A 24,642-nucleotide genomic window follows, 5' to 3' on the forward strand; every position below is an offset into this window, starting at 1 on the left:
TCGCCCCGAGATCTCATTTCAATTCAGGATGCGTCCCATGTTCGGAACGATGACGAACTCTTCACGCCACTTCGCAATGAAACGAATGAACTCCGGTTTCCAGTGCATGCCGACACGCGGCGTCTGCTGCACGTCGGTCTGCAAGATCTCCGTGACCTCGTAGACCTTGTCGGCGGTGACGCCGACCAGAACCGGCTCGCCGTCGAGCTCGAGCTCGATGACGACGATGCGCGTGTCGGCCGAATCATTCAGCTGCGGCATGCCGAAACGGATGCGCAAATCGGCGAGCGGGATGACGTTGCCGCGCACATTGATGACGCTGGGAACGAAGGCGCGCGCACCCGCGACCTTGGTCACCGGCACGGGATCGATGATCTCGCGGACGAGACCCGCATCGAGTGCGAACTTCTCCTCACCGAGACCGATCATCACGACCTGCATCGCGCCCGACTGATGCTCCCCTGACAGTCCGTCGTTCATCACGCCGCCTCGTTGATATGCTGCTTCTCGACCTTCGACTGCGCCAGCGCGACCAGTTGCGCGACGTCGAGGATCAGCGCCGCCGTGCCGTCACCCAGAATGGTGGCGCCGGAGAAGATGGTGACGTCCGAATGCAGCTTGGACAGCGATTTGATCACGGTCTGGTGGTTGCCGATGATCTGATCGGCGACGAGGCCGACCCTGGTTTCGCCGGTCGAGATGATGATGGTCTTCTGGTGCCGGTCGGGCGAACCCGACGAGGACATGATCTCGCGCAGACGCAGGAACGGAACGAGGTCGCCACGCACGTTGAGGAAGTTGCGGCCGCGCGAGCGCTCGTCATCGGCAGTCAGCTCGACGCATTCCTCCACGGCCGACAGCGGAATGATGTAGCGGCCTTCGCCGACGCGGATCAGGAGACCCTCGATGATCGCCAGCGTCAGCGGCAGCCGCAGCGTCACCGTGGTGCCCTGGCCCTGCCTAGTCGACAGGTCGATCGAACCGCGCATGTTCTCGATGGTGCGCTTGACCACGTCCATGCCGACGCCGCGGCCGGACAGCGCGGAGATGGTCTGCGCCGTCGAGAAGCCCGGGTGGAACAGGAATTGATGGATCTCGTGATCGGTGAGCACGGACCCGGCGGCGATCAGCCCCTGCTCTTCCGCTTTCGCGCGGATGCGCGCGGTGTTGAGGCCGCCGCCGTTATCCTTGACGGTGACGAGCACCTGCGCGCCGGAATGGACCGCAGCGAGCTCGATCCGGCCCTGCTGGGCCTTGCCGTTGGCAGCGCGGGTCGCATTGTCCTCGATGCCGTGGTCGATGGCATTGCGGATCAAATGAACCAGGGGATCGGCCAGGCACTCGATCATGGTCTTGTCGAGCTCGGTATCTTCGCCGGAGGTGACGAACTCGACCGGCTTCGACAGATCGCGCGACAAATCGTGCACCAGGCGGCGGAAGCGGCCGAACAGCGAGCCGATCGGCACCATGCGCGCGCCCATCGTGGTGTCGCGCAAAGAGGAGGCAAGGCGTTCGATTTCCTCGGCGATCATCTTGATCGAGAGATCCGAGCCGGACGAAGCGAGCTGGGTCAGCCGCGCCTGGGCGATGACGAGCTCGCCGACACGATCCATCAATTCGTCGAGGCGCTCGGCCTGGACGCGAACGGTGGCGATGCCGCGTTCCTCGCGCTTGGCCTCGGGCTTCGACTCCGGCCTCGATTCGGGTTTCGGCTCCGTCTTTGCGGCGGGCTGCGCGACGACGGGCGCTGCAGCGGCCTCGACCACCGGCGCGGGCATCTCGGCCGTTGGGGCCGACGGCTCCTCGTCAAGAAGCTGGAACAGCGGCGCAGGCGCGGGCGCTTCGACGACTTCCAGGGGAGAGAGCGTCAGCTTCATCTCGTCCTGGACGAACATGAAGACGTCGTCGATCGCGTCCTTGTCGCAGGCCGCGTGCAGCTTGACGTCCCACTTTAGATAGCAGTCTTCCGGCTCCATCTCGTCGAGGAACGGGATGCCGTCCGTGATCGGGACGACGAAGCAGGGACCGAGCTTGCAGAGATCTTCCAGCAGGTCGAGCGGATTGGAGCCGTTGCGCAGGATGTGCGATTCGAATTCCAGATACAGGTGCCAGCCGGCCTGCTTGCTCTCGGCAGGAGCCAGCGGCGGTGCGTCGGTGATCTCGGCGACCGGAGCGGAGGGCTGGTCGAATGAGACGAAGCGCTTGAGGTCGTCGAGAATGGCCTCGCCGATGACGTCGTCGGTCGATTGGGGATCCTCGATCAGCGCGCGGATATAGTCCTTGGCGGCGAGCGCGACCGAGATCAGCTCCTGGGTCGGCTTGATCTCGCCCTTGCGGACCCGGTCGAAGGCGGTTTCGAACTCGTGGGTGAAGGAGGCGACCTTGTCGAAGCCGAACATGGCGCCCGAGCCCTTGATCGTATGCAGAGCGCGGAAGGCGGAATCGACTAGTTCGCGGTCGTCCGGACGCTGACCGAGATCGAGCAGGGCCCCTTCCAGAACCTCGAAGAGTTCGCTGGCTTCCTGACGAAAGATCTCCGTCGGGTCCATTGCGCTCATGCACGCACCAGCTTGCCGACGACGGCGAGCAACTGCTCGGGCTTGAACGGTTTGGTGATCCAGCCGGTGGCGCCGGCGCTCTTGGCTTCCTGCTTCACCGTGTCGCTGGATTCGGTGGTCAGGAACACGATGGGCATGCCGACCGCGCTCGGCAGCTTGCGCAGCGCTCTGATCAGCTCCAGCCCGTTCATGACGGGCATGTTGAGGTCGGTGATGACGAGATCGAGCTTGCCGGCCTGGGCCTTGGCGAGGCCTTGCGCGCCGTCGCCGGCCTCGATCACGCTATGACCGGCCGGCTCGAGCACGACCTTGATCATTTGCCGGATGCTGGGAGAATCGTCGACGGTCAGGATCGTGGCCATCAGATGCCATCTTTCTTTTGCGGGAAGTGCTGATCGATCATCGCCTCGCTGGCGAAGCCGGCGCGGCGCAGGGTGTTGCGGAAAGACTGTGAGAAGGAGGTCAGCACCACGGGGCGGCCTTGCGCCTCGCCGGTCTTTGCGGTCGACAGCAGAAGCTGGATCGACGTCACGTCGGCCTTGTCGACGCTCGAACAGTCGATCTCAAGCCGCTCCTGGCGGCCGAACGCCTCCCGAATGAGGTCATAGACACTGCGAATGGCCGCGATGCTGCAATCGGCGGGCAACCGCAACGACCACTTCGGCTCCGTGGGATTGAGCGCCATCGCTGCATCCGCCTTTGCTAAAATTCCGCTACACGTTTGACGCGAATCGAGTGAGCAAAACCCTAACGAGGCGGTCCGTACAACTACGGGTCACATTCCTCCGAACTTCGCGTCTGCCCGCTAACGTGCATGGCCCGCTGAAATCTCATGCGATGAGCGCATGTCCGCGGCACCACGAAGCCTGCACAGGTATTTGCTTCGCGTTAAATTCGGCCGGGTTATGCGTGGGGTCCGTGCCTTTGCCAGCGAAGAGAGCCCCGGCCGTCAATGCTTACCCAAGCGCTCCTGGTTGATGACAGCCGCTCCGTCCTCAACTTCCTGAAACGTCATATCGAGGCCGAAGGTCTGGTCGAGGCCACCACATTCCTCGATCCCGTGGAGGCGCTGACCTGCGCGCGCGGGCGCGTCTTCGACCTCGTGCTGGTAGACTACGAGATGCCGCATATGGACGGCATCAGCTTCATTCGCGTCTTCCGGACCCTGCCCGGCTGCGCCGACATCCCGATCGCGATGATCACCTCGCGGCAGACCGACGACCTCAAGATGGAAGCGCTGCAGGCGGGTGCAACCGATTTCCTGCCCAAGGCTCCGCAAAGCGTCGAGATGACGGTGCGCCTGCGGAATTTGATTCAGCTCGGTGCAGCCGTGCGCAAGCTCAACGATCGTGCTGCACATCTGGCCAGCGAAGTCGCGGCGGCCACGCGAAAGCTCGGCGAGCGCGAGGAGGAGATCATCCTGCGCCTCGCGCTCGCGGTCGAATACCGCGACAACGACACCGGCGAGCACACCCTGAGAGTCGCCCACTATAGCCGCATCATCGCCGAGCAGCTCGGCCTGCCGGCCCGGCTCTGCCGCGACATCTATCTCGCCGCGCCGCTGCACGACGTCGGCAAGGTCGCCATTCCCGACAATATCCTGCTCAAGCCCGGCAGGCTCACCGACGAGGAGATGGCGGTGATCAGGACGCATGCCGCGATCGGCGAGCGGATCCTGGCGGACTCCGGCTGCGAACTGATCCAGCTCGGTGCACAAATCGCCGCAGGCCATCACGAGCGCTGGGACGGCGCGGGCTATCCGAGCGGCCTCAAGCCGAATCGATTCCGATCGCCGCGCGCGTGGTCGCGGTCGCCGACGTCTTCGACGCCCTGACCACCCAGCGGCCTTACAAGGAGCCGATGCTGCTCGAGATTGCGCGCGACTACCTGGTGGAGAACAAAGGCCGGCAGTTCGATCCGGCCTGCGTCGAGGCCTTCCTGTCGCGCCGGGACGAGGTGATCGAGATCGCCGGCCAGCGGACGATCCCTTTTCAGAGGACCGAGGCTCCTCTTGCTCCCACTATCACTATAGAGTGTGCGGGCCATCCGACCGCGGTGCCGGCCGCCTGACACGAGCAATCCGCCAACACCTTGCGGCAGCTTGTTTTTTTCTCCGGTCGCCGGTTTGAACCTGTTGCTGCTAAAGTGGCACCAATCACTGAGTGATTCTGGTCACACTTGCCCCGGGCGGCCCCTGCTAAACATCGAACCGGGACCGGGCACCGGTAACATCGTCGAATTGGATGAGAATTCCCATGAGAAGCCTGATCGGCGCCTTTGTCGGCGCGTTCTGTCTTGCGGCCCCCGCCATGGCGGAGACACCGGCCGCGATCGTCGAGGACGTCCAGGGCAAGGTCGATGGCGTCGCGTTCATGGACTATGTGGCGCCGGGCAAGATCATCAAGCTCGGGCCCAAGGCCAGCATCACGCTCAGCTACCTCAAATCCTGCCAGCGCGAGACCATCAGCGAGGGCGTCGTCTTGGTCGGCACCGAGCAGAGCACCGTGCAGCTGGGCGAGATCAAACGCGAACAGGTGCCGTGCGATACCAATGCGGCAAGACTCCCGGAGCGCCAGGCGAACCAGAGCGCGGCGACGACCTTCCGCACTATGCGAGCTGACGCAAAGGGCGGTCCGGCCAAGCTACCGACGCTCTACGGCGTCTCCCCGCTGGTGCAAGCCAAAGCCGGCAGCACGCTTGTGATCGAGCGCACCGACGGCAAGGAGCCCACGATCAGCGTATCGCTCAAGGGCGAGAACATGGTTGGCAACAAGTTCTATGATTTCGCCAAGGCCGGGAAGTCTCTGACCCCGGGCGGCAGCTATCTCGCCATCGTCGGAGCCAAGCGCTACACCTTCCTGGTCGACGCCAGCGCCACCACCTCGCCGACCCCGATCATCGGCCGCCTGCTGCGTCTCGAATAGACGGCCTGCAACGGCGCGATGCGGCGGATCGGGGGACGGGACATCTTTGCAGCGATGCTGATTGCGCTCCTCGCGGGCGCGATCTTCACGTCTCCACCGCTCCAGGCCCTACAAGGCCTCTCGCTCGACATCCTCACGGCGCTGCGCGCCAAGCTGGCCGGCGAGCGCCGCGATCCCGCGACGTCGCCGGTCGTGGTGGTGGCCATCGACGGCGAGACCTACGACACGCCGCCCTTCAAGGGATCGCCGACGCAGACCTGGACGCGCGAGCTCGGACGGGTGCTCGGCAGCATCACCGAGGGCGGCGCCAAGGTCATCGGCTACGACGTCATCTTTCCGAGCTCGATCGAGCAGTCCGAGATTCCCTTTGGCGAGGCGCCGCTCGGCGCGCGCATGAAGGGGTTCGACCGGGACTATTTGATCGCGCTGCGACAGCTCTCGGACAACGGCAAGCTGGTGCTCGGCGAGATCCTGAGCCACGACCATCCGGAGCGGCCCTACCGCGCGCAGCAATTGGCGGTGCGGACCAACATCCGCGCGCTCAACGTCCACACCGATGCGGACGATGTCATCCGCCGGATGCCGCTGAGTTTCTCCATCGACGGCAAGCCGGTGCCCGCCATGGCCGTCGAGCTCGCCGCCCGCGCGCTCGGTGCAAAGCCCGAGATCGCGCCGTCGGGTGCGACCGAACTGTCCGGCTATGCCATCCCGAGCGCCGTGCCGAACACGCTGACGCTCAACTTTCGAGGACTGGGCCGTGACGTTCCGACCTTCTCCTTCGCCGACCTGCGCGCCTGCGTCGAGAAGGGCGACCGCGACTTCTTCCGCCGCGCCTTCGACGGCAAGATCGTGCTGCTTGGCAGCGTCCTCAATTTCGACGACCGCAAGCTCACCTCGATGCGCCTGTCGGGCGGATATGACGGGACGCCGGGGGCGCGCTGCGCCCTGCCCGCGCCCGAGCGGGCCGCGCAACGCGCCCGCAGCGCCGTCGCCGGCGTTTTCGTGCACGCCACCGTCATCCGCAACCTGATCGAGCGCGATGCCGTGACCGAGCTCGCCTTTCCCGCGCGGAGCATTGTCACGGTCGCGTTCGCGCTCGTCATTGCGTGCGCGGCCTGCATGCTCGCGCCGGGCGGCGCGCTGATGGCCTGGCTCGGCCTCACCGCCGCTTACGCTGCCATTGCCGTCGGCGCGTTCGTTCACGCACTCGCGCTGCCGCTGGCCGAGCCTGCGCTTGCGAGCCTCGCCGCGATCGCGGTGATGATCGGCTACCGCTTCGTGCTGGCCGATCGCGACGAGCGCTTCCTGCGCCAGAGCTTCGCCTTCTATCTCGCCCCCGAAGTGATCGGCACCATGGTGGCATCCGGCAAGATGCCGGCGCTCGGCGGCGAGATGCGCAACGTCACCATGTTCTTCTCCGACCTCAGCGGTTTCTCCTCCATTGCGGAGACCATGACCCCGGGCGAGCTGGTGACGCTGATGAACGAATATCTGTCCGCCATGACCGACATCATCGAAGCCCATGGCGGCTACGTCGACAAATATATCGGCGATTCCATCGTCGCCATGTTCGGCGCCCCGGCGGACGATCCCGCACATGCGCGCAATGCGGTGCGTGCCGCGCTGAAGTGCCACGAGAGGCTCGCAGAGCTCAATGCCAGCCATCCCGCTTTCGCCGGCCACGGCCTGTCGCATCGCATCGGCCTCAACAGCGGCGAAGCCGTGGTCGGCAATATCGGCTCGCGCCGCCGCTTCAACTACACCGTCATGAGCGACACCGTGAACGTGGCCTCGCGGCTCGAGGGCGCCAACAAATATTACGCCACCGCGATCATGGCCTCGGAAACTACGATGGCGCAGACCGGCGGCACGTTCGCCTGGCGCGAGCTCGATGCGATCAGGGTGCAGGGACGCGGCGAGGCCGTCAGGGTGTTCGAGCCGCTAGCGGAGCAAGGCGCCGAGAGCGACGCGCAAACGAAGGTGGCCGCAGCCTATGCCGAAGGGCTGGCCTGCTGGCGGGCAAGGAATTTCGCCACGGCGGCGGAAGCGTTCGAGAAAGTGGCGAACATCGATCCTGCCTCGTCAATGTTCGCGAAGCGCGCGAGGGCGCTCGCCACAAACCCGCCTCCGCCCGAGTGGACGCCGGTCAATACGCTGGAAGGTAAGTAGCAGTCCCCCTAGAACGGCAGTCCCACATAGTTCTCCGCGAGCAGGCGCTGTGCCGTTTCGGACGACAGCAGATAGTCCAGCTCCGTCTGCTGCAGCCGATCCTCGTACTCGAGCCGGTCCGGGAAGCGGTGCAGCAACATCGTCATCCACCAGGAGAAGCGCTGCGCCTTCCAGATGCGCGCGAGCGCCTTGGCCGAATAACCCGCAAGCCCCGAATCATCCCCGCTCTGATAATGCGCGAGCAGGGCGTGATAGAGATAATAGATGTCGGAGCCCGCGCTGTTGAGCCCGCGCGCGCCGGTCGGCGGCACGATATGCGCGGCATCGCCGGCGAGGAACAGGCGGCCATAGCTCATCGGCTCGGCGACGAAGCTGCGCAAGGGCGCGATGCTCTTCTCGATCGAGGGACCCGCGATCAGGCGGCCGGCCACTTCCTCCGGCAGGCGGCGCTTCAGCTCGGCCCAGAACGCGTCATCGCTCCAGTCCTCGACCTTGTCGGTCAAGGGCACCTGGACGTAGTAACGACTCAACACTTGGGAGCGCAGGGAGCAGAGGGCAAAGCCGCGCTCGTGCTTGACGTAGATCAGTTCAGGCGACACCGGCTTGGTGCGCGACAGCACGCCGAGCCAACCGAACGGATAGACCTTCTCGTATTCACGCAGCACGTCCTTCGGGATCGACCTGCGGCTGACACCGTGAAAGCCGTCGGCGCCGACGATGTAGTCGCAATCGACGCGGATCGTCTCACCGTTCGAGCGATAGGTGACGTAAGGCATATTCGACGTCAGATCGTGCGGCCTCACGTCCTCGGCATTGTGCACGACCTTGCCGCCGAGGCGATCGCGCGCCTCGTAGAGGTCGCGCGTCAATTCGGTCTGGCCGTAGACCAGCACCGAATTGCCGCCGGAATGCTTGTGCAGATCGATCTTGGAGAGCACCCCGTCATGCGCGATTTCGAACCCGTGGTGGATCTCGCCCTCGCGGTCCATTCGCTCGCCGCACTGCGCTTCGCGCATCAGCTTGGCAAAGCCGTGTTCCAGCACGCCGGCGCGAATGCGGGCGAGCACATGCTCGCGGCTGTATTTCTCCAGCACGACCGTATCGATGCCCTTCAGATGCAGGAGCTGGGACAACAGCAGCCCGGACGGTCCACCGCCGATGATACAGACCTGAACTTTCATTTTTGCGTCCTCCCGTCGGCACTATTTTGCAGATTCACCGCCGCAGACCGATGGAGGGTTTCGCCTTTGTCTTGTACTATTCGAACATGAGGAGCGCAGCCCCCGCCCCGGCGATCCGGGTCTACAATCTGTTCGGCGAGTCCGGCGATCTGCCCGATGTCGTGCATTGCGAGACCATTGCGTCGCGCTCGGTGCTGCACGACTGGACGCTGGCCGTACACCGCCATGCCCGGCTGCATCAGGTGCTGCTGATCGAGCGCGGCGGCGGCGAGGCGACGCTCGACGGCCGCGTGGTGCCGCTCAAGCCGATGCAGATCGTCAACGTGCCGGTCGGCCATGTCCACGGGTTCCGCTTCGTGCCTGACACTCAAGGCTGGGTGCTGACCATCGCCGCGGAAATTCTCGACGAGACGCTGCTCGCCGCGGAAGGCTTGCGGGCTGCGTTGTCGCGATCGGCCGTCGTGCGCGGCTCGCCGCAGATCCGCACCACGATGAAGCAAATCTTTGCCGAGCACGCCGCGCGCGATTTCGGCCGCGCGCATGTGCTGCGCGCTTTGTCTTCGGCCATGATCGGGCTGGTGGCGCGCGCCCTCACGAGCGACAGCGGCGGCAACGGTTCGTCGGAAACCGGATTGTTCCGCCGCTTCGAAGCGCTGCTGGAGCAGCACCATCCGGAGCGCTGGAGCGTCGCCGACTATGCCGGGGCACTGTCGGTCACGCCGACGCATCTCAACCGGATCACGCGGGCGGCGACCGGCGACACCGCCTCGCACCTGATCCTCAACCGGCTGATCCGAGAGGCGCGGCGCAACCTCGTCTACACCAACCTGCCGGTCTCGACGATCGCCTATACGCTCGGCTTCGAGGACCCCGCTTATTTCAGCCGCGTCTATGCCGCGGCCACAGGCCTATCGCCGCGCGCTTTTCGGGCGCAGCTCCATGGCGACGCGGCGAAATCGCGATAGACTTCGTTGCTACTTACCTTCGTATATGGGGTCCCATCCTTTGGATAGCGCCCTTTTACCTCCGTACAATTGAGCGGAGAGTGCGGCCGCCTTAGCGTGGCGGCATTCGGCGCCCTGGCGCTGGTGGCATAGGACCTCCCTAACCTTGGCGCAAGACGGCCATACCTGTCCGGTCGTCTGCGCCTTTTTTTCAGCAAGCCGTCGGCGGCTCGAGTGTTTTGCCGTCGACGTAACGCGCCCTGGCGACTGAGTGGCCGGTTTCGTGCGGAACTGGGGATTTGAGCAGAATGCCTTCGATTGGGAAGATCGCACTCTTTATCGACGGCTCCAATCTCTATGCCACCTCCAAAGCGCTCGGCTTCGACATCGATTACAGGCGTCTGCTTGGTGAATTCCAAAGCCGGGGCACGCTGTTGCGGGCCTTCTACTACACGACCGTCGTCGAGGATCAGGAGTATTCGTCGATCCGCCCCCTGGTCGACTGGCTCGACTACAATGGATACACGGTCGTCACCAAGCTCACCAAGGAGTCCTTCGACGGCACGACCGGCCGCCGCAAATTGAGGGGCAACATAAACGTCGAGCTCGCCGTAACCGCGATGGAGCTCGCCAGGCATGTCGATCAGATCGTGTTGTTCTCAGGGGACGGAGATTTCCGTTCGATGGTGGAAGCGTTGCAGCGCCGTGGTGTCCGCGTGACGGTCGTCTCGACGCTTTCCACTCAGCCCCCCATGGTCGCCGACGACCTGCGCCGACAGGCTGACGTATTCGTCGATCTGGCAGAACTGAAGCTGCAAGTGGGCCGCGATCCAGCCGAGCGGCCGGTAGCACGCGAGATGCGCCAGCTACCGCAATTCCTCCAGCGCGGAGCGATCAATCGCGACGACCGGGTGGAATGATCCCGGGACGGCAGCCGGCCCTCACACATCGAAGAACACCGTCTCGTCCGGCCCCTGAAGATTGATCGTGAAGGAATACACGATCTTGCCGGCCCGTTCGCTGCGCGCAGCCACCAGCGTCTTGCGGCGCACTGGCGGCTCGATCAGGTTGAGCACGGGGTCGGCGGCGTTGGCCGCCTCCTCGTCCGAGAAATAGAGCCGCGTGTTCAGCCCGATATTGATGCCGCGCGCGACGATCCAGACATTGACGTGCGGCGCGCATTTGCGGCCGGCCCTGTCGGTGATCGCGCCGGGCTTGACGGTCTCGAAGGTCACGAGGCCGCTCTCGAAGTCGGAGCCGGCGCGGCCCCAGCCGCGAAACCCTTGCTCCAGCGCACCCGCCGAGCGATCGGCCGGATGGTTGTAGCGGCCGGCCGCATTGGCCTGCCAGATCTCCAGCAGCACGTCGCGGAGCGGCGTGCCGGTGCCGTCGAGCACCTTGCCTTCCAGCGTGATGCGCTCGCCTCTGGTGGCGGGCGTCACCAGGACATTCGAGAAGTTCTTCTCGAAGATGTCGAAGCCGGCCATCGCCGGGATGAGGCCGATATGGACGTAGGGGCCGGCGGTCTGCGAGGCGGTTTCCTTGAGGTAGTTGAGCGGCTGTGGCATTGCTCAGTTTCCTTCGGAGCGATTTTCGAAATAGGTGGAGCGCTGGCCGCGCAGCACGATGTCAAAGCGGTAGGCGAGCGAGTCGAACGGCGTCGATGCGTTGAGATCGAGCGGCGCCACGAGACGGTCGAGCGCGTCCTTGTCCGGGATCGTCGTCAGGATCGGACAGACCGGGATCAGGGGATCGCCCTCGAAATACATCTGCGTGATCAGCCGCTGCGCGAAGCCCGAGCCGAACACCGAGAAATGGATGTGAGCGGGCCGCCAGCTGTTGACGTAGTTGCGCCAGGGATAGGGGCCTGGCTTCACGGTGCGGAAGTAATAGTAGCCGGTCTCGTCGGTGAGCGCGCGGCCGCAGCCGCCGAAATTGGGATCGACCGGCGCCAGATAGGTGTCTTTCTTGTGTCGGTAGCGGCCGCCGGCATTGGCCTGCCAGAACTCGACCAGCGTGCTCGGCACGCCGCGGCCGGTCTCGTCCAGCACACGGCCGTGGATGATGGTGCGCTCGCCGACGGGATCGCCATCCTTGGCGTAATTGCGGATCAGATCGTTGTCGAGCGGGCCGAGGTCGTTGTGGCCGAACACCGGCCCCGTGATTTCCGAGACCGAGCTCTCCAGCGACAGCAGCGCCTGGCGTGGCGAGCGCAGCACCGAGGATTTGTAGCCGGGCGCATGCGCCGGCGGATGGATGGAGCGGTCGCGCTGGAAGAAGCCGCCGTCCCGCGGCGCGAACGGCTCGGGGCGGTTGAGGCGGGGATCCTGCAAGGCTGGCGCCTGGGCGTTCATCGGCGTTGTCTCTCCCTCTGGCGCCGATCCGGGCGCACGGCTTGTCGGGAGGATCATGGGACGATCTATTCTCAAGATAAATAGATCGATTATAATGAATTACATGAAGGAAATCGATCATTTGGCTCTTGATGGCCACGCCCTGGAGCTGTTCCTCGCCGTGCTGGAGGAAGGGGCTCGGTGACCGCGGCGGCCACGCGGCTCGGCCTGACGCAATCTGCGGTCAGTCACGGCTTGAACAAGCTGCGGCGGATCGCGGGCGATCCGCTGTTCGCCAAGTCCGGCCGCGGCATCGTCGCGACCGCCCATGCCCAGGCGCTGGCCGGCAAGGCCCGCGCCCTGATCGACGAGATGCGCAGCTTTGCCGGCGGCACTGCGTTCGAGCCGCCGCACGCGCAGCTCTCGCTGACGATCGCCGCAAACGACTTTCAGCGCGACCTGCTGCTGCCGCGGTTCTTCGATCATGTCGCTGCGCAAGTGAAGAGCCTGAATTTGCGCGTGATCCCCTCGCAGTCGCCTTCGCCCGCGATGCTGCGTGAAAACCGCTGCGATCTGCTGATCACGCCGCTGCCGCCGTCCGGTGTCGACATCGTGCAGAAGCGCCTCTTGAGCGATCACTACGTCTGCTACTACGACGCCAAGGCGCGCAACGCGCCGGCCGGCCGCGGCGCCTATCTCGCGGCGCGCCACATCACCGTGGTCTATACCGACAACGAGCGGCTCGACTTCGACCGCCGGCTGGCCGCCAACGGATTCCACCGCGACATCGCGATCTCGGTGCCGAGCTTTTCCGGCGTGCCGTCCTTTCTGCGCGGCTCGCAAATGCTCGCGAGCATGCCGAGCCTGCTTGCCTCCGGCGTGATGCGCGGCTTCGCGCAAACGCGGATCCCGCTGGCGTCACGCACGCGAACGCTGGCCGAGCTGCCGATGTTCATGGTCTGGCACCAACGCTATCAGAAGGACCCGGCTCATCGCTGGATCAGGAGCCAGCTCGAGACAGTCGCGGCGACAGCGGCCGCCTGAGCGACGAGCCCGCGCCTGCGGAAAACCTAAATCCCGCCAAACCCACTGGTTGCGCAGGGGCGGCCACGCTAAAATCGCTCCATGACAGTGACCGACATTGCGAGCCGAACCTACAATCACAGCTGGCGGCTGGATCCGATCCTCCGCAGCCTGCTCGATACGGATTTCTATAAACTATTGATGTTACAGATGATTCGGGAGGATTATCCGGATCAGCAGGTGACCTTCTCGGTCATCAACCGCTCGCGCCATGTCCGCCTCGCCGAGATCATCGACGAGGGCGAGCTGCGCGCTCAGCTCGACCATGCCCGCACCATCCGTTTTTCCAAGAAGGAGCTGATCTGGCTTGCCGGTAACACCTTCTACGGCAAGACCCACATGTTCTCGGCGGACTTCATCCGCTGGCTGGCCGAATTCCGCCTGCCCGAATACGAGCTGCGCAAGGTCGACGGCCAGTACGAGCTGCACTTCCACGGCCCCTGGACCCACACCACGATGTGGGAGATTCCGGCGCTCGCGATCCTCAACGAGCTGCGCTCGCGCGCGGCGATGAAGGGCCGCGGGCGCTTCGAGCTCGACGTGCTCTACGCCCGCGCCAAGGCCAAGCTCTGGACCAAGGTGGAGCGGCTGCGCAAGCTGGAGAATCTGCGGCTGTCCGATTTCGGCACCCGCCGTCGCCACGGCTTCCTCTGGCAGCGCTGGTGCGTCGAGGCGGTCAAGGAAGGCCTCGGCTCGTCCTTCATCGGCACCTCGAACGTGCTGCTCGCGATGGACAACGATCTGGAAGCCATCGGCACCAACGCACATGAGCTGCCGATGGTCGCGGCCGCGCTCGCCAGGGACGACGAGGAATTGCGCTGGGCGCCCTATCGCATCCTCGACCAGTGGCGCCAGACCTATGGCGGCAACCTCCTGATCGCGCTGCCCGATGCCTTCGGCACCAAGGCGTTCCTGCGCGATGCGCCGGAATGGGTCGCCGACTGGACCGGCTTCCGCCCCGACAGCGCGCCGCCGATCCAAGCCGGCGAGGAGATCATCGCCTGGTGGCAGAAGAAGGGCCGCAACCCCAAGGACAAGCTGCTCGTCTTTTCCGACGCGATGGACGTCGGCTCGATCGAGGAGACCTATCACCACTTCGCCGGCCGCGTGCGGCTCTCCTTCGGCTGGGGCACCAACCTCACCAACGATTTCGTCGGCTGCGCGCCGGACGGCTCGTTCAATCTCGATCCGATCTCGCTGGTCTGCAAGGTGTCCTCGGTCGACGGTCATCCCGCCGTCAAGCTCTCCGACAATCCGGAGAAGGCGACCGGCCGGCCCTCGGAGATCGAGCGTTACCTGCGCGTGTTCGGCGATGCCGGCCGCGTGCGTAAGCCGGTGCTGGTCTAGCAGCACCAGACCGACTCTCTCGACGACGGAGATCGTGTCACGCTCATCCGCCGTCATTGCGAGGAGCTCTTGCGACGAGGCAATCCACGGAAACAGTCTGGATTGCTTCGCTGCGCTCGCAAATCACAGAGCATTGGCTAACCGATATCGCGCTAACTCCGATTCCGCGGCATTTGAAACGATCTGCGCTCATCCACGTCACACTACCTTCACCGTCCGGCACGGTCCCCCGCGCTATTCAGGTCGAGTTAAGCAACCATCCGCTCTACTTCGCGTTGCAGGCGCAACGCTCCGTTGGGATCGTTGATCGATTTGGGGAACGCAGGGTGTTTCGCAGAACCGCGACGTCGACGAAGGGCGACAGCTTCCTTCACGTCATCAAGCTCGTCTCGCCTTTCGTGATGGTCGTCCTGCTCCAGGCGGCGATCGCGGGATTCAGCCTCGAGGTGATGTCGTCGGTCCGCGCCTATGTCGCGGGCGAGGCGCTGTGGTCGCGCTCGCAGAAGAACGCCGTCTATTTCCTCAATCGCTACCTGCATTCGGGCGAGGCAAGCCAGTTCGCGCAATACCAGACCTCGCTCGCCGTCCCCATCGGCGACGAGTTTGCACGCTGGCGCTCGAACGCGATCCGGTCGACGTCGAAGCCGCCCGCACCGGCTTCCTGCAAGGCGGCAACCATCCCGACGACGTGCCGGGACTGATCTGGCTGTTTCGCTACTTCAACCGCGTCAGCTTCCTTCAGGATGCGATCCGCGAGTGGGCTGCCACCGATCCCATGCTGCTGGAGCTGAGCGTGTTCGGCGAGGTCATCCGATCCGAGCTCCAGAACGGGCCCATTCAGGACGAGGAACGGCTGCAACTCGCGGCTCTCCGAGCTCAACGCCCAATTCACGGTGCATGCCAACAGATTCTCCACCGTCCTCGGCGAAGGCTCCCGCGCGATCAAAGTGACGCTGACCTGCCTCAATATCGCCACCGCCGCGACGCTGATCCTGCTCCTGATCTGGCACACGAGACGCCTGGTGCAGCAACGACAGGCCTTCGAGGACGCCCTGTACGCCGAGAAGGAGCGCCTGGCCTGGCAGGCCTCGCACGACTGGCTGACGGGCCTCGCCAATCGCCGCGCCTTCGAGGCGCGCCTGCAAAGCGAGTTGGACAACGTTGCGGCCGGTCCGCTCGGACTGATCCTGCTCGACCTCGACGAGTTCAAGAGCGTCAACGACGGCTGCGGCCATCTCGCCGGCGACCGCCTGCTCTGCCAGATCTCAACCCTGCTGCAACGGGACCGGCGGCCGCATGACATGGTCGCCCGGCTCGGCGGCGACGAATTCGGCTTGATCCTGCCGCAGTGCTCACCGTTCGATGCCATGGATCTCGCCGAACAGCTGCGCCGATCGCTCGAGCTGTTCAGTTTCGCCTGGGACGATCGTTGCTTCGCGGTGACCGCCAGCATCGGCGTCGCTTGCATCGCGGACCGCAACATCACGCTCGAGGACGCCATGCGGCGCGCCGACGCCGCCTGCTACCGCGCCAAGGAAAAGGGACGCAACCGCGTTCAGGTCGATCGCGGGCGACCGGACGTCGTCGTCGTGGCGCCACGCCCGCGCGAGGCCGTCGCGGCGCGAGGCTGAAGCCCGTATTCGCGCGCCGCGCCAAGCCGTACCCAACTGGCGCTTCGAGCAGCCTTCGCGCGAGGCGTGGAGCAGCGAAACGGTCCGGTTGTGATGCCCCGGCCACATTGTTTCGAAAAGATCGGGTCTTGCGCGTTTCGACACTTCGCGTTGCGCGATGGTCCAAGAAGGCCAGGGCCCCCGTCACTAAGCATGGCAACTGCCCAGCGTTGCGCGCCGGATTCGATCCGGACCGCACCGTCAAAGGAGTTTGCAGTTGCCTTGGAATGATTGGACGACCTCGCCGAATGCGCGTCGTGCAAAGACGCACCGGCGGCATGCGGTTCTCTTGAGCACCGCGCTCAACGCCGCGGCTGCGGGCACGACACTGCCGTGGTTCACCGCGCCCGCAGCGGCGGCCTGCGTGATCACCGGAAGCGGTTCGCAGACGGCGCTCCAATCAGGCGATTCGATCGCCTGCACCGGGGCCGGCAACACTCGAGTCAAGACGGCGCCCGTGGCGAGCGGCGTCACCGTCAACATCGGCGACGGCACCGCAACTTCCGTGAACGACCCCACCTTTGCGGGCGTCATGTTCGAAGCGGCATCGAATGGGGCAATCCGGGTTTTCGACAACGCGTCCATCACGTCCGCCAACAGCGACGGTATTGCCGTTGTCAGCGGCAGCAACAACAACACCATCGGTCGATGCGGGTGCCCTGGTGGAGTCGTCGGCTCTCGGCTCAGTGGGAATCGGCCTGGCCAATTCCAGCAACAACATCGTCGTCATCGGGGGTACGGTTGGAGGTGTCGTGCCCTTGACGAGCGGCATTGGCATCAGCGCCGGGGCGACGAACAACCAAGTGAACATCCTGTCGAGTGGCGTCGTCAAATCCAACAACGTCGGGGCCATCGATCTCAGCGGCGCCGGCAACGGCAACGTCATCAACAACGCCGGCACGATCTCGAGTGCGTCAGGCTCAGCAATTCTCGGCTCGGCCAATCAGGACACTGTTATCAATGCCGGTACGATCCAGACCAGCGCCAGCACGGCGATGGATCTCAAGGACGGCGACGACATTCTCGAGCTGCGCGCCGGATCGAACGTCATGGGATACGTGAAGGCAGGCACCGACAACGACACGCTGCGCTTCGGCGGAACGGCCAACAGCACGTTCGACCTCGCCACATTCGGGCTGTTCAGCCAGTTCCAGGAATTCGAGGTCATCGAAAAGACCGGCAGCTCCACCTGGACGCTGACGGGCGTCACGATGGAATTGACGACAACCATGAGCGTGCAGGCCGGCACCCTCATCGTCGACGGCATGATGCCCAATATCGCAACCACCGTCGGCAGCGGCACGCTGGGCGGCAGCGGCATGATCGGAAGCCTCAACGTCTTGCCGGGCGGCACGGTCGCACCCGGCAATCTCGGCCAACTCGTCGTCAACGGCACTGCGACATTCAACGCAGGCTCGACCTATGCGATCACAGTCAACGCGGCGGGCCAGTCAGACAAGATTGCGGCGGTGACGGCGACACTGAATGGTGGCACCATCGCGGTCACCACGCTTGCAGGCGCCTACAATCCTTCGACGCAATATACCATTCTCAGCACGCTGAACGGCCTCACCGGCGCCTTTTCCGCCGTAACGCTCAGCGGATACAATCCGCAGTTCTTCACCTCCGCCCTCAGCTCTGACGGCTTCTCCGTCTTCCTGACGCTCAACTACAACAACAGCGCGTTTCCAGCCGTCGCCCAGACGCAGAACCAGAAGGAAGTGGCCGGCGCGCTGAGCGCGTTCGGTCCCAACCTGCCCTTCCTCGCGTCGTTTGCAGGCCAGAGCGATGCGCAGCTGCGCTACAGCCTGGATCAGCTTTCAGGAGAAGCGGCGACCGGGAGCCAGCAGGGCGCCTTCCAGTTCACGGGCCAGTTCCTCGGCCTTATGCTCGATCCATTCGTCAGCGGACGCGGGGGCATGAACGTCGGCACCGGCGACGCCGTACTCGGCTTCAGTCCCGATCGCGCCGCGCTGCCGGACGATGTCGTCCTCGCCTACAACAGGATATTGGGCGCGCCGGCGGCAAAGGCACCGACCTTTGCCGAGCGCTGGACCGCCTGGGGCGCGGCGTTCGGCGGCACCAACCGCACCAGCGGCGACCCGGCCGTGATCGGCAGCCACGACCTCGGCGCGCGCGCAGGCGGCGTCGCGGCCGGTGCTGACTATCATGTCAGCCGCGACGCGATCGTCGGATTCGCGCTCTCCGGCGGCGGCACCAGATGGGATCTCGCGCAGGCGCTCGGCGGCGGCAGGAGCGAGGCGGTGCAGGCCGGCGTCTACGCCGCGGTCCGCAAGGGGCCTGCCTATTTCGCCGCCTCGCTCGCGGTGGCCAATCATTGGATGTCGACGGATCGCCTGGCGCCCTTCGCCAACCAGCTCACCGCGAAGTTCGATGCGCAAACCGTCGGTGGCCGCATCGAGGGTGGCTATCGCTTCGCCACGCCGATCGGCGGCTTCACGCCATATGCGGCAGCGCAGTTGCAGGCGTTCCGCACGCCGACTTACACCGAGACCGATCCGGCCGGCAGCGGCTTCGGCCTGACCTATCGGAGACGCACGGCCTCCGACACGCGCAGCGAACTCGGCGCGCGCTTCGATCGCGCTACGCTGGTGTCGCCGAATGCAGTCCTGACGTTGCGCGGTCGCGCCGCCTGGGCCCATGATTGGGTGAGCGATCCCTCGCTCGATGCCGCATTCCAGGCGCTGCCCGGTGCGAGCTTCATGGTCCAGGGCGCGACGCCGGCGAAAGACGCAGCGCTCGCATCGGCCGGGGCCGAGCTGAAATTCTCGAACGGTGTTGCGTTGTCGGCCAAGTTCGACGGCGAGTTCGCGGCCCGCAGCACCACCTATTCTGGCATCGCGAGCCTGCGATATGCCTGGTAGCGGCGGGGCCTCATCTAGATGGATGTGCGCCCACCGGCAAAATGCCGAGGCCGGCGAGATGGGCGTCGACGAACTGCTCGATCTGCTGGTGCAGCATCTGCGGCGGCACCGCCACCATGCGTTCCTCGAGGCCGAGCGAGATGATGCCATGCACCGCGGAAAACAGCGTGCGCGACAGCAGCGCGATCTTCACGTCATCCGCATCCGGCAATAGCCGCACCAGGGGTGGATGCATCAGCGCGAAGGCATCCATGACCATCTGGAGGATGTCGTCCGGATACGGACGATCGTCCTCCATCCGGTGCTCGAACAGCGAGCGCAGCAGATTGGCGTGCCCCGCAAAGAAGTCGAGATAGGTCGCGGCAAGCCCATAGAGCTGGCGTACCGGATCCTCGGCAGGAACGGCGCGAAGCTGAGCCGTGAGGGCCTGAACCGTCTCCCGGTTGACGGTCAGGATGACCCCGTCGAAGTCGCCGAACTCGTTATAGACGCTGCCGACCGAACATCCGGCGGCCTCCGCGACGTCACGAACCTTCAATGATCTCAGGCCCTTAGACGAGATAATGCCGCGGGCGATCTCGACGATCTGGAGCCGCCGCCGATTTTTTTTCTGCTCCCGCAGCGAATCTTCTTGAACATTGTTCATTTTCAAGCTACTCATGTGAACATTGTTCAATTTAACCTGGAGACCTGCAAAATGCAAACCCTTGCTGTTGATATCGCCTTCACCTTCGTCGATGACGCCACCGCTCTCGTGACCGGCCTCGGCCGGGCCCTGCTGCGGTTCGCCATGACCCCGATCGATCGGATCGCCAATGCCTGCGACATCGCCGGCGTGCTCGCCGAGCGGCGCGCGACCTTCCGGATGTGGCGGGCGAGCCGCGCCCGTGCGCGTCACGACGGCCGCCGCTTCAGCCTGCTCGGCCGCTTCTCGCCCTTTCGCCACCTCGCCCATCTCACCTGAGGCGCACAGCCGGCACTTTCCGATCGGCTCGAATGCAAGATCCGGTTGCAAGGAAGGAATTACCATCTCCGGAGGTTCGCGGCCGATCTCATGAGTCTTGGCGATGCGGTTTAGCTTTTCCTCATCGCCCCACGCGATACCCCGCCGAGCGCAGCCCTTCAGCCCGGACGGCGGCCACGACCAGATATTTGCGAACCTAAGGAGACCGGATGGAGACCAACAGGATCGGAGGGATCGAGGGGACCAAACAAGGCCGGCGTCAGTCGCCACCTGGCAATCGCTTTCCCGCATACCAATCCGGTCGTGACGCTCCACAGACAACGTAACGAACCTCAGCCTGCCTTTCAAAACAGGACTAGTCATGATCAGGGAATTGATGTCGTCACGCCGTTTCGCGCCACTGTTCTGGGCGCAATTCTTCTCGGCGCTCAATGACAACGTACTCAAGAACGCGCTTGTCATCATCCTGCTGTACAGTGCCGCGACCGGCCACGGCGATGCCCTGGTGACGGTGGCGGGCGCCGTCTTCATCTTCCCCTATTTCATCCTGTCCGGGCTCGGCGGCCAGCTCGCCGACAAATACGTCAAATCCGTCGTCGCAAGGCGGCTCAAATTCGTCGAGATCTTCGCCGCCTGCTTTGCCGCGGCCGGCTTCTTCCTTCATTCGGTGCCGCTGCTGTTCGTAGCCCTCGCATTGTTCGGCACCATCGCCGCCCTGTTCGGCCCGGTGAAATACGCCATGCTGCCGGACCAGCTCGAGCTCGGCGAGCTCGCGACCGGTAACGCGCTGGTCGAAGGCGCAACCTTCATGGCCATCCTGCTCGGCACCGTCGCCGGCGGCCAGTTCGTGGCCGGCTCCGCGCATATGGGCTGGGTCGCATCGGCCGTGGTTGCGCTGGCGCTGTTGTCGTGGGCGTTCGCCGCCCGCATTTCGCAGACGACGCCCTCCGCACCCGACCTGCGCGTCGATGCCAATCCCTGGACCTCGACGCTCAGCCTGCTCAGGACATTGCATGCCGATCACCGGCTGTGGGACGGCACCGTGATCGTCTCCTGGTTCTGGCTGGTCGGGGCGATCGTGCTGTCGCTGCTGCCGGCGCTGGTCAAGGACGTCGTCGGTGGCACCGAGGGCGTGGTGACGCTGTGTCTTGCGATCTTCGCGATCGGCATCGCCATCGGCTCGCTGTTCGCCGCCAGCCTGAGCCATGTTCGCCCGAACCTCGCGCTGGTGCCGATCGGCGCCATCATCATGGGCTGCGCCGGCCTCGATCTCGCCTGGGCCATCGGCGTGACCGCCAAGGGCCAGGACATCACCGCAGGCAGTTTCGCAACCTCCTTCGCCGGCCTGCGCATGCTGGCCGACTTCGTCGCCTTTGCCTTCGGCGGCGGCTTGTTCGTCGTGCCCTCCTTTGCCGCCGTCCAGGCCTGGTCGGTGCCGTCCGAACGCGCCCGCATCATAGCCGCCGGCAACGTGCTGCAGGCCGCTTTCATGGTGACCGGCTCGCTGTTCGTCGCGCTGCTGCAGGCGGCCGGTCTCCATATCGGCTGGATCTTCTTCGGCCTCGGCGTCGCCAGCTTCGGCGCAGTGTGGTTCGTGTTGACCAAGTGGGGCAAGGAAGGCGTGCGCGATGCCGGCGGATTGCTATTCCGCGCGCTGTTCCGCACCGAGGTTCGTGGGCTCGAGAACCTGCCCCCTCCGGGCACCCGCATGCTGATCGCGCCGAACCATGTCAGCCTCATCGATGGCCCGCTGCTGCACGCCGTGCTGCCGATCGACGCCAGCTTCGCGGTGGATACCGGCATCGCCAAGGCCTGGTGGGCCAAGCCGTTCCTGCGCGCGGTCAAGCACTACACCATGGACCCGAGCAAGCCGCTGGCTGCGCGCGACCTGATCAAGCTCGTCGCCGCCGGCGAGCCCGTCGTCATCTTCCCGGAAGGCCGCATCACCGTCTCGGGATCGCTGATGAAGGTCTATGACGGCACCGCGATGATCGCGGACAAGGCCGACGCCGTGGTCGTGCCGGTGCGCATCGAAGGCGCGCAGCGCTCGCATCTCAGCTATCTCAACTCCAGCCAGGTCAAGCGCTCCTGGTTCCCGCGCGTGACGGTGACCATCCTGCCGCCGGTCAAGCTGCCGGTCGATGCGGCGCTGAAGGGCAAGGCGCGCCGCAACGCCGCGGGCGCCGCACTGCAGGACGTGATGATCGACGCGATGGTCAAGAACGCCATGCTCGATCACACCCTGTTCGAAGCGCTCGGCCACGCCTATCGCGACCGCGACACCGGCAAGGTCATCATCGAGGACGCGCTCGGCACCAAGCTGACCTATCGCAAGCTGATCCTCGGTGCGCAGGTCCTGAGCCGCAAGCTCGAGGCCGGCACCATGGCCGGGGAGAATGTCGGCGTGCTGCTGCCGAACTCGGCGGGCGTCGCCGTCGTGTTCATGGCGCTGCAGAATATCGGCCGCGTCCCGGCGATGCTCAACTTCTCGGCCGGCCCGGTCAACGTCCTCGCCGCCATGAAGGCCGCGCAGGTCAAGACGGTCCTGACCTCGAAGGCCTTCATCGAGAAGGGCAAGCTCGACAAGTTGATGACCGCGATCTCCGCGGAGGCGCGCGTCGTCTATCTCGAGGACGTCCGTGCCTCGATCGGCGTCGCCGACAAGATCAAGGGCCTGCTCGCCGGCACGACGCCGCGCGTTCCCCGCCAGGCCCATGATCCGGCCGTCGTGCTGTTCACGTCGGGCTCGGAAGGCACGCCCAAGGGCGTGGTGCTGTCCCACCGCAACATCCTCGCCAACGCGGCGCAGGCGCTGGCGCGGGTCGACGCCAACGCCAACGACAAGGTGTTCAACGTGCTGCCGGTATTCCATTCGTTCGGCTTGACCGGCGGAATGATGATGCCGTTGCTGGCGGGCATTCCGATCTACATGTACCCCTCGCCGCTACATTACCGGATCGTGCCCGAGCTGATCTACCAGACCGGCGCCACGATCCTGTTCGGCACCGACACCTTCCTCACCGGCTATGCCCGCTCGGCGCATGCCTACGACTTCCGCACCCTGCGCCTCGTGATCGCCGGCGCCGAGGCAGTCAAGGACCGCACCCGTCAGGTGTTCATGGAGCGCTATGGCATCCGCATCCTCGAAGGCTACGGCGTCACCGAGACGGCGCCCGTGCTGGCGATGAACACGCCGATGGCCAACCGTCCCGGCACCGTCGGCCGCCTCTCGCCGCTGATGGAAAGCCGCCTCGATCCGGTCCCCGGCATCGAGGAGGGCGGCCGCCTCTCGGTGCGCGGACCGAACGTGATGCTCGGATATCTCAGGGCCGAGAACCCCGGCGTGCTCGAAAAACTGCCCGATGGCTGGCACGACACCGGCGACATCGTCGCGATCGACGCGGCCGGCTTCATCACCATCAAGGGCCGCGCCAAGCGCTTTGCCAAGATCGCTGGCGAGATGGTCTCGCTGTCGGCAGTCGAAGCCATCGCGGCCTCGCTATGGCCGCAGGCCGCCTCCGTCGCCGTGTCGATCCCCGACCAGCGCAAGGGCGAACGCATCGTGCTGCTGACGACGGAGAAGAGCGCAGAGCGCAGCGCGATGCAGGCTCAGGCCAAGACGATCGGCGCATCCGAGCTGACGGTCCCCGCGACGATCATGGTGGTCGACAAGGTGCCGCTGCTCGGCACCGGCAAGACCGACTATGTCACGGCCACGACGATGGCCCGGGAGCAGGCATCCCCGCCGGAGCGCGAGGTGGCGTAAGGGTTACGACCGTCGCACCGGCATATGCCTGATGCGACGGTCCATCATTTGAGCAGAAGATAACGGACCGGGTTGTCCTCGCACTGGCCCGCGCCGCATTCCAGCACGGTGGACAGGAGATTTGCCGCGACCAGCAGGGTGAAGATCGCGAACGCCGCGTTGGATGCCTGCCCGCCGATTGGCGCACCTGCGTCCCGTTCGCCAACTACATCCTTCAGGACGAAGACGAACGCGACATAGCAGACCACTCCGACCGCGGCGATGAGCGCCCAGGTGTAGAAGTGCAGCCCGAACAGCGTCGAGCCGTAGCCGGGATCGCCGGGCGAAAGATGCAGCGACACCTGCCGCAACGAGATGAAGCCGGTGACGAGACTGGCAATGAGGATCATCGCGTAGTGCGAGCGCCGCTCGCCGAGACGCAGGTTGAACAGGAAGCCCATGCCGATCGCGATGAAGCCGGCCCTTTGCAGCAAGCAGAGCGGGCACGGCAATTCGCCGAGCGCAAGTTGATAATAGAACGCGACCGCCAGGATCGAAGAGATCCCGAGCAGCCCCAGCATATTCAGCGTCGCGCCGACCGATCGTTGCTCGCTCATCGCTGTGGGACCCATGTCAGAACGAAAACTTCAGCGGATCGGTCGCGTGATGGAAGAACCATGCGACAGTGACGGCGATCGTCACGGTCCAGAGCCTATAGCTGAGCACCGCGCGCGAACGCCAGACGCTGGCGCAGCCTGCGAGCGCCAGCAAGAAGGGGAGAAACATGTACATGAGCGCGGGTTCCTTGCGCGATTCGCGTCCAGCGCGAACGGGCGAAG

At 64.9% G+C, this 24,642-nt stretch carries 18 protein-coding genes and 3 pseudogenes; 10 read left to right on the forward strand and 11 right to left on the reverse strand.

The genetic code is table 11. The features are described 5' to 3' along the window. Positions 1-18: 18 nt before the first annotated feature. The 4 genes from LPJ38_RS34500 to LPJ38_RS34515 are packed head-to-tail and all read right to left on the reverse strand — an operon-like array spanning position 19 to position 3,243. Positions 19-480 (reverse strand): chemotaxis protein CheW, encoded by a 462-nt coding sequence (locus LPJ38_RS34500; protein ID WP_167520577.1) that lies wholly within the window; start codon positions 478-480, stop codon positions 19-21. Continuing rightward, entirely contained in the window at positions 480-2,558 is a 2,079-nt protein-coding gene (locus tag LPJ38_RS34505; protein ID WP_145637958.1) for a chemotaxis protein CheA, read from the reverse strand. Before LPJ38_RS34505 ends, LPJ38_RS34500 begins: the two co-directional genes overlap by 1 nt. Next, on the reverse strand, positions 2,555-2,920 hold the full coding sequence (locus tag LPJ38_RS34510) for a response regulator (RefSeq protein WP_094895293.1): 366 nt from the start codon (positions 2,918-2,920) through the stop codon (positions 2,555-2,557). The genes LPJ38_RS34505 and LPJ38_RS34510 overlap by 4 nt, the downstream gene beginning before the upstream one ends. Then, entirely contained in the window at positions 2,920-3,243 is a 324-nt protein-coding gene (locus tag LPJ38_RS34515; protein WP_145637962.1) for an STAS domain-containing protein, read from the reverse strand. The genes LPJ38_RS34510 and LPJ38_RS34515 overlap by 1 nt, the downstream gene beginning before the upstream one ends. Before the next feature lie 267 nt (positions 3,244-3,510). Here LPJ38_RS34515 and LPJ38_RS34520 point away from each other — a divergent pair. The 3 genes and pseudogenes from LPJ38_RS34520 (at position 3,511) to LPJ38_RS34530 (ending at position 7,651) form a co-directional block, all read left to right on the forward strand. Next, positions 3,511-4,628, forward strand: a pseudogene (locus LPJ38_RS34520) (HD domain-containing phosphohydrolase). 185 nt (positions 4,629-4,813) lie between these two features. Next, positions 4,814-5,482 carry a hypothetical protein gene (locus tag LPJ38_RS34525; protein ID WP_167520578.1) on the forward strand — a complete coding sequence of 223 codons (669 nt, stop codon included), beginning with the start codon at positions 4,814-4,816 and terminating at the stop codon, positions 5,480-5,482. A gap of 18 nt (positions 5,483-5,500) precedes the next feature. Beyond that, positions 5,501-7,651 carry an adenylate/guanylate cyclase domain-containing protein gene (locus LPJ38_RS34530; protein ID WP_145637970.1) on the forward strand — a complete coding sequence of 717 codons (2,151 nt, stop codon included), beginning with the start codon at positions 5,501-5,503 and terminating at the stop codon, positions 7,649-7,651. An 8-nt stretch (positions 7,652-7,659) separates the two neighbouring features. On the opposite strand, the gene pobA is transcribed toward LPJ38_RS34530, so the two are convergent. After that, entirely contained in the window at positions 7,660-8,832 is a 1,173-nt protein-coding gene (gene pobA, locus LPJ38_RS34535) for a 4-hydroxybenzoate 3-monooxygenase (protein ID WP_145637974.1), read from the reverse strand. A 50-nt stretch (positions 8,833-8,882) separates the two neighbouring features. Between pobA and LPJ38_RS34540 the strand changes: the two genes are divergently transcribed. Both LPJ38_RS34540 and LPJ38_RS34545 read left to right on the forward strand, forming a co-directional pair. After that, positions 8,883-9,797: a helix-turn-helix domain-containing protein gene (locus tag LPJ38_RS34540; RefSeq protein WP_145637978.1), complete on the forward strand. Its 915-nt coding sequence runs from the start codon at positions 8,883-8,885 to the stop codon at positions 9,795-9,797. A gap of 287 nt (positions 9,798-10,084) precedes the next feature. Next, on the forward strand, positions 10,085-10,696 hold the full coding sequence (locus LPJ38_RS34545) for a LabA-like NYN domain-containing protein (protein WP_145637983.1): 612 nt from the start codon (positions 10,085-10,087) through the stop codon (positions 10,694-10,696). A gap of 21 nt (positions 10,697-10,717) precedes the next feature. Here the strand turns inward: LPJ38_RS34545 and pcaG are convergent, their stop codons facing one another. Together pcaG and pcaH are read right to left on the reverse strand one after the other, a co-directional pair. After that, positions 10,718-11,344 carry a protocatechuate 3,4-dioxygenase subunit alpha gene (pcaG, locus tag LPJ38_RS34550; RefSeq protein ID WP_145637987.1) on the reverse strand — a complete coding sequence of 209 codons (627 nt, stop codon included), beginning with the start codon at positions 11,342-11,344 and terminating at the stop codon, positions 10,718-10,720. Positions 11,345-11,347: 3 nt separating this feature from the next. After that, positions 11,348-12,130 (reverse strand): protocatechuate 3,4-dioxygenase subunit beta, encoded by a 783-nt coding sequence (gene pcaH / locus LPJ38_RS34555; protein ID WP_145637991.1) that lies wholly within the window; start codon positions 12,128-12,130, stop codon positions 11,348-11,350. Positions 12,131-12,224: 94 nt separating this feature from the next. Here pcaH and LPJ38_RS34560 point away from each other — a divergent pair. From LPJ38_RS34560 to LPJ38_RS38175, 3 genes and pseudogenes are all read left to right on the forward strand, one after another. Beyond that, a pseudogene (locus LPJ38_RS34560) lies at positions 12,225-13,153 on the forward strand (LysR family transcriptional regulator). Between the two features lie 81 nt (positions 13,154-13,234). Next, positions 13,235-14,539 (forward strand): nicotinate phosphoribosyltransferase, encoded by a 1,305-nt coding sequence (pncB, locus tag LPJ38_RS34565; RefSeq protein WP_145637993.1) that lies wholly within the window; start codon positions 13,235-13,237, stop codon positions 14,537-14,539. Positions 14,540-14,865: 326 nt separating this feature from the next. Continuing rightward, positions 14,866-16,170: pseudogene (locus tag LPJ38_RS38175) on the forward strand (GGDEF domain-containing protein). Positions 16,171-16,410: 240 nt separating this feature from the next. On the opposite strand, the gene LPJ38_RS34580 reads toward LPJ38_RS38175, so the two are convergent. After that, a complete protein-coding gene (locus tag LPJ38_RS34580) occupies positions 16,411-16,851 on the reverse strand; it encodes a hypothetical protein (RefSeq protein WP_231088502.1) in 441 nt (146 codons plus the stop codon). A gap of 110 nt (positions 16,852-16,961) precedes the next feature. On the opposite strand from LPJ38_RS34580, the gene LPJ38_RS34585 reads away from it, so the two are divergent. Next, the gene (locus tag LPJ38_RS34585; RefSeq protein ID WP_231088503.1) at positions 16,962-19,094 is read left to right on the forward strand and encodes an autotransporter outer membrane beta-barrel domain-containing protein; all 2,133 of its coding nucleotides are present in this window, start codon (positions 16,962-16,964) and stop codon (positions 19,092-19,094) included. 10 nt (positions 19,095-19,104) lie between these two features. On the opposite strand, the gene LPJ38_RS34590 is transcribed toward LPJ38_RS34585, so the two are convergent. Then, the gene (locus LPJ38_RS34590; RefSeq protein ID WP_208750571.1) at positions 19,105-19,740 is read right to left on the reverse strand and encodes a TetR/AcrR family transcriptional regulator; all 636 of its coding nucleotides are present in this window, start codon (positions 19,738-19,740) and stop codon (positions 19,105-19,107) included. 679 nt (positions 19,741-20,419) lie between these two features. Between LPJ38_RS34590 and LPJ38_RS34595 the strand changes: the two genes are divergently transcribed. After that, a complete protein-coding gene (locus tag LPJ38_RS34595; protein WP_145638003.1) occupies positions 20,420-23,824 on the forward strand; it encodes an acyl-[ACP]--phospholipid O-acyltransferase in 3,405 nt (1,134 codons plus the stop codon). 44 nt (positions 23,825-23,868) lie between these two features. On the opposite strand, the gene LPJ38_RS34600 is transcribed toward LPJ38_RS34595, so the two are convergent. Together LPJ38_RS34600 and LPJ38_RS34605 are read right to left on the reverse strand one after the other, a co-directional pair. Next, positions 23,869-24,420, reverse strand: a complete 552-nt coding sequence (locus LPJ38_RS34600) for a disulfide bond formation protein B (RefSeq protein ID WP_208750569.1) — start codon at positions 24,418-24,420, stop codon at positions 23,869-23,871. 16 nt (positions 24,421-24,436) lie between these two features. Beyond that, on the reverse strand, positions 24,437-24,595 hold the full coding sequence (locus tag LPJ38_RS34605; RefSeq protein WP_167520579.1) for a DUF5993 family protein: 159 nt from the start codon (positions 24,593-24,595) through the stop codon (positions 24,437-24,439). Between the last annotated feature and the right edge of the window lie 47 nt (positions 24,596-24,642).

The organism is Bradyrhizobium daqingense (assembly GCF_021044685.1).
Taxonomy (GTDB): domain Bacteria; phylum Pseudomonadota; class Alphaproteobacteria; order Rhizobiales; family Xanthobacteraceae; genus Bradyrhizobium; species Bradyrhizobium daqingense.